Below are 5,797 nucleotides of genomic sequence, written 5' to 3'. Positions count from 1 at the left end.
GAAACGGTTGCATGTCCTCACCGCTGTCCCACGCTCCCAAGCTGCGTCTGTCCAAGCCCGAGTGGCTCGCGTCCCCCAAGGTCGTGCGCACCGAGGTGCTGGCCGGGCTGGTCGTCGCCCTGGCACTCATCCCGGAGGCCATCTCCTTCTCGATCATCGCCGGAGTCGATCCGGCGATCGGTCTGTTCGCCTCCTTCACGATGGCCGTGGTCATCTCCGTAGTGGGCGGCCGCAAGGCGATGATCTCCGCCGCCACGGGCGCCATCGCCCTGGTCATCGCGCCGCTCAACCACGAGTACGGCCTCGGTTACATGATCGCGGCGGTCATCCTCGCCGGCGTCTTCCAGGTGGTGCTCGGCGCTCTCGGGGTCGCCAAGCTGATGCGCTTCGTGCCGCGCAGCGTCATGGTGGGCTTCGTCAACGCCCTGGCCATCCTGATCTTCATGGCCCAGGTGCCGGAGATGCACGACGTGCCGTGGGCCGTCTACCCGCTCATCGCCGCCGGCCTGGCCCTCATGGTGTTCTTCCCCAAGGTCACCAAGGTGATCCCGGCCCCGCTGGTCTCCATCGTCATCCTTACCGTGATCACGGTGGGCGCGGGCATCGCCGTTCCGAACGTGGGCGACAAGGGCGAGCTGCCCTCCTCCCTGCCGGTGCCGGGCCTGCCCGACGTGCCGTTCACCCTTGACACGCTGACCACCATCGCCCCGTACGCGCTCGCCATGGCGCTGGTCGGTCTGATGGAGTCGCTGATGACCGCGAAGCTGGTCGACGACATCACCGACACCCACTCGGGCAAGACCCGTGAGTCGATCGGCCAGGGCATCGCCAACATCGTCACCGGCTTCTTCGGCGGCATGGGCGGCTGCGCCATGATCGGCCAGACCATGATCAACGTGAAGGTCTCGGGCGCCCGCACCCGGCTCTCCACCTTCTTGGCCGGTACCTTCCTGATCATCCTGGTCGTCGTCTTCGGCCCCATCGTCTCCGACATCCCGATGGCCGCCCTGGTCGCCGTCATGATCATGGTTTCGGTCGGCACCTTCGACTGGCACTCCATCCAGCCCAAGACCCTCAAGCGGATGCCGGTGGGCGAGACCATCGTCATGGTCGTCACCGTCGCGTGTGTGGTCACCACCCACAACCTGGCCATCGGCGTGGTCGTCGGCACCATTGCCGCGATGATCATCTTCGCCAAGCGGGTCGCCCACCTGGCCAACGTCTCCGGCGTCGTCGACCCCGAGGGCAAGCAGGTCGTCTACTCGGTCACCGGGGAACTGTTCTTCGCCTCCTCCAACGACCTCGTCTACCAGTTCAACTACAAGGACGACCCCGACGACGTGGTCATCGACCTGTCCGGCACCCACATCTGGGACGCATCGTCGGTCGCCGCCCTGGACGCGATCGAGACCAAGTACGCCCAGCGCGGCAAGAAGGTCACCATCGTGGGCTTGAACGAGCCCAGCGCGGACATGCACCAGCGCCTCGCCGGCCAGCTCACCGGCGGACACTGACTGACCGGCCGCCTGCCCCGCGTCCCACCACGGAACGCGGGGCAGGCGGCCTTCTCACACGAGGGCCGGGCCGGGACAATCCCCTGACGCCCCAAGGCCCCGCCGCGCATCCACGACTCTCCGAGGAGTTACGGAGCCGAGCGAAGGAGGAACACTGAGCCGCCCCGCCGAGCCCCCTCCGACCGACGCCTCCACTCGCTCTTCCGCTCCTGCCGCCTCCACGTCCGGGCCGCGTTTCCACGGCTGGCGGATCGTCGCCTACAGCGCGCTCGCCATGGCGATGACCGCACCCGGCCAGACCACCGGCGTCTCGGTCTTCATCGACCCGCTCATCGCCGATCTCGGCGTCAGCCGCACCCAGGTTTCCACCGCCTATCTCACCGGCACTCTCGTCGGCGCGTGCGCCATGCCTCTGGTCGGCCGCGCCATCGACCGCTACGGGCCGCGCAGGGTCATCGGCGCAGTCGGCGCCGCCTTCGGTGCCATCCTGCTCGCCCTGTCCTTCGTTACCGGGCTCGTCGGGCTGACCGCCGGTTTCATCGGCATACGCATGGCGGGTCAGGGTGCCCTTTCGCTGGTCGCCACGACCACGGTCGCCTACTGGTTCGACCGCCGCCGCGGACTGGCACTCGGCATCACCAGCGCGGTCGGCACCGCCGGAATCTCCCTTGCCCCCGTTCTCTTCGAACGACTGGTCGCCGACCACGGCTGGCGTCAGGCATGGGCGATCGAAGGGATCGCCGTCTGGGCGATCGTCATTCCCCTCGCTCTCTTCGGCATCCGCAACCGGCCCGCCGACCTCGGTCAGCACGTCGACGGCATCACCCCGCAGGACGACAGCGCAGCAGACGCCCCGCTCACCGGCTGGACGCTGCGCCAGGCACTGCGGACCAGCGCCTTCTGGGCCGTGGCCGCCTGCCTGTCCGCCAGCAGCATGCTCACCACCGGTCTCAACTTCCACCAGATCGGTCTCCTCGGCGAACGCGGACTCACTCCCGCCGAAGCCGCAGCGAACTTCCTGCCTCAGACGGCAGCCGCCCTGCTCGCCACCCTCGCCGCCGGCGCCCTCATCGATCGCCTGCCTCCCAAAGCGGTACTGATCGCTGCCATGACTGTCCTGGCGTGCGCCACCCTGGCCGCTCGCTTCATTCATCCCGGCTGGACCGCCATCGCCTACGGCATCCTGCTCGGCGCCTCGAACGGCCTGCTCCGTGCCGTCGAGTCGGCAACCCTGCCCCGCTACTTCGGCACAGCTCACCTCGGTGCCATCCGCGGAAGCGCACACACTGTCACCATCGCCGCCAGCGCATTCGGTCCCCTGGCCGTCTCGATCGGCCACGACCTCACCGGCCACTACGGCACCGCCCTGCTGGTGCTCGCCGTATTGCCTGCGGTAGCGGCCCTCGCAGCTGCCGCAGCACGCACGCCGCACAGCAAGAGCGAGCACTAGCCGGTCGCTGTCGTGGCCCGACCGCAGGCCCGACTACGGTCTGCGTCGCCACGCCGTGGCGGCTTCCATGGCGTCGTCCACCTGCTCCGGCTGGAGCCGCACCCAGTACACCGTGCCGTTCATCGACAGCCGGATGTTCCCCTTCGGGGCATACCAAGGTGCGGTCGACCGCACGCGCGGCAGCAACTCGCTGTCGATCACCGCCTCGGAACTGGTCAGCAGCGTCAAGCGAAGTCCCCGGATCCGCAGTCGCCCGGCGCGGGTGAGGAGCCGCCACCAGCCCTTGCGGATGGCAGCGCCGTCTGATGTGAACTCCCGAGCGGTCAACAGTCCAAGTTCCGGCATGCTGGGGCGGTCATGGGCTGCCAAAGGGCACCGTCCGTCCGTGTCATGGATGCCACTTTCCGTGCGAGGTGGTGATGGTGACGTAGGCCGGCACGAGGTCACGAGGCTCGCTTGCGGAGACGGTGCCGGCAACGTTGGAGCGCATCGCCTGCTTCAGCTCGCCGTGGTACCAGCGTGAGTCACGATGGAGAATCGCTGGCTGTTCGCAACGCCCGTAGAGATACGTGGAGAGTGCTCGGGCTGGAGGCACTCCCTGGCCAGGACGCCGGAACAGCATCGCCCCGGAGTGCGGCTCCGGTCCGAGAGGAGCCGCATCGCACACGGGCAGGGCCCGACTGGTCAGGGCGTGGTGCCGGGCCCGGCCCGCGAGCAGGGCCGTTCCCCCCTGCGGATCCGTGGTCCAGGGAGGAACGGCCGGTCGTCAGTGGCTGCCGGTGAGCTGGCCGGCGAGCTTCTCGTGGATGTCGGCGCTGGGCTTGTTGAGGCCGATGATGGTGACCTTCTTGCCGCGCTCTGCGTACTTGGTCTCGATCGCGTCCAGGGCCGCGACGGAGGACGCGTCCCAGATGTGGGCGTCCGAGAGGTCGACGACCACGTCGTCGGGGTCGTCCTTGTAGTCGAACTGGTAGACGAGGTCGTTGGAGGAGGCGAAGAACAGCTCCCCGGTCACCGCGTAGACGACCTGCTTGCCGTCGGGGTCGACGACGCCGGAGACGTTCGCCAGGTGGGCGACCCGCTTGGCGAAGATCACCATGGCGGTGATGCACCCGACCACGACGCCGATCGCGAGGTTGTGCGTGGCAACCACGCAGATGACGGTGACGGCCATCACGATCAACTCGCCGAGCGGCATCCGCTTGAGGGTCTTGGGCTGGATCGAGTGCCAGTCGAACGTGCCGACGGCGACAAGGATCATGACGGCGACCAGGGCGGCCATCGGGATGTCCGAGACGACGGGGCCGAAGGCGACGACCATGACGATCAAAAGGGTGCCGGCGAGGAAGGTGGAGAGCCGGGTGCGGGCGCCGGCGGTCTTCACGTTGATCATGGTCTGGCCGATCATGGCGCAGCCGCCCATGCCGCCGAAGAAGCCGGTGACGATGTTGGCGATGCCCTGGCCGATCGACTCACGGGTCTTGCCCGAGTGGGTGTCGGTGATGTCGTCGACCAGCTTGGCCGTCATCAGCGACTCCATCAGGCCCACCAGCGCGAAGGCGAACGCATACGGCGCGATCAGGGTCAGGGTGTCCATCGTGAAGGGCACGTCGGGCAGGCCCGGCACCGGCAGGGAGGACGGCAGCTCGCCCTTGTCGCCCACGGTCGGCACGGCGATGCCCGCGGCAACGGTGATCACGGTAAGGATGACGATCGAAACCAGCGGGGCCGGTACCGCCTTGGTGATCTTGGGGAAGAACACCATCAGGGCGAGGCCGCCGACGATGAGCGGATAGACGGCCCACGGCACGTCGTACATCTCCGGTACCTGGGCCATGAAGATCAGGATGGCCAGGGCGTTGACGAAGCCCACCATGACGCTGCGGGGTACGAACCGCATGAGTTTGGCGACCCCGAGCGCGCCGAGGATCACCTGGATGAGGCCGCCGAGAATGACGGCGGCGATCAGGTAACCGAGACCGTGTTCCCGGCTGAGCGGGGCGACGACCAGGGCCATGGCCCCGGTGGCCGCGGTGATCATCGCGGCGCGACCGCCGACGAAGGACATCACGACGGCCATGGTGAAGGAGGCGAAGAGGCCGACGCTGGGATCCACGTCGGCGATGATCGAGAAGGAGATCGCCTCGGGGATGAGCGCGAGGGCGACGACCAGGCCGGCAAGCACCTCGGTGCGGAACACCTTCGGTGAGGCCAGCCAAGCAGGGCGGGACCAGGACAGGGACAGCGGTGAGGACATGCAACCGTTTCCGTTCAGGCGTATGCGCCTGGATGGACGCCTACGCGTTCGTGCGCGATCCCGCGCCGGCAGAGGGCGGAATCCCTCCGGTGGCCCGGCCGCGTCGGGGGCCCTTCCGAAGGAGTTGGCGGACCGCGACGGCCGCCGGGGCGGGCTTCGGTGCCCGGAAGTCTTCAGGTGCCGTCCGAGCCCGATCGCAGGTCCCGCAACGGCAAGGCCGTCTCTGCCGCACGCCGCTGTACAGCGGAGACGAGCACGTACAACACACTACCCTAACGTGAGGGAAGGGTGTCAATCCGGGTCGTTCGAGTCGACGGCGTGCGGCATAGGGCGGTGTAGGCGTTCATATCGGATACCGGTCGGCTCTCGGCGTCAGTCTTGCGGACTGCGGCTGCGTGGATGGTGGTCGATATCTACCCGCTCGTGCGCCTAACCTACTCTGACGTGAAAGTAGACTAGGCGGGAACGACCTCAGACCGGAGATGGCCTTGACGGACCTGCAGACACAAGACGAAGAGGAAGAGCGGCAGTACCTGGCCGAGACGGTGCGTCTTCTGGAGCGGGAACGGGAGCAGC

The 5,797-nt window shown here is 67.8% G+C and carries 4 protein-coding genes; 2 read left to right on the top strand and 2 right to left on the bottom strand.

Features of this window, described 5'->3' with window-relative positions; genetic code table 11:
* The first annotated feature begins 11 nt into the window (after positions 1-11).
* Both J7I94_RS37615 and J7I94_RS37610 read left to right on the top strand, forming a co-directional pair.
* Positions 12-1,514: a SulP family inorganic anion transporter gene (locus J7I94_RS37615; RefSeq protein WP_215174824.1), complete on the top strand. Its 1,503-nt coding sequence runs from the start codon at positions 12-14 to the stop codon at positions 1,512-1,514.
* 274 nt (positions 1,515-1,788) lie between these two features.
* Positions 1,789-2,964 (top strand): MFS transporter, encoded by a 1,176-nt coding sequence (locus J7I94_RS37610; RefSeq protein ID WP_251076327.1) that lies wholly within the window; start codon positions 1,789-1,791, stop codon positions 2,962-2,964.
* 33 nt (positions 2,965-2,997) lie between these two features.
* Here J7I94_RS37610 and J7I94_RS37605 read toward each other — a convergent pair whose 3' ends face one another.
* Together J7I94_RS37605 and J7I94_RS37600 are read right to left on the bottom strand one after the other, a co-directional pair.
* Positions 2,998-3,309, bottom strand: coding sequence for a hypothetical protein (locus J7I94_RS37605; RefSeq protein ID WP_215174820.1), 312 nt, complete (start codon positions 3,307-3,309; stop codon positions 2,998-3,000).
* Between the two features lie 421 nt (positions 3,310-3,730).
* Entirely contained in the window at positions 3,731-5,221 is a 1,491-nt protein-coding gene (locus tag J7I94_RS37600) for a SulP family inorganic anion transporter (RefSeq protein WP_215174819.1), read from the bottom strand.
* Positions 5,222-5,797 lie beyond the last annotated feature (576 nt).

This window comes from Streptomyces sp. ISL-12, assembly GCF_018614415.1.
Classification (GTDB): Bacteria; Actinomycetota; Actinomycetes; order Streptomycetales; family Streptomycetaceae; genus Streptomyces.
The sequence above is the reverse complement of the archived record's forward strand: the minus strand, read 5'-3'. Positions and strand labels throughout refer to the sequence as shown.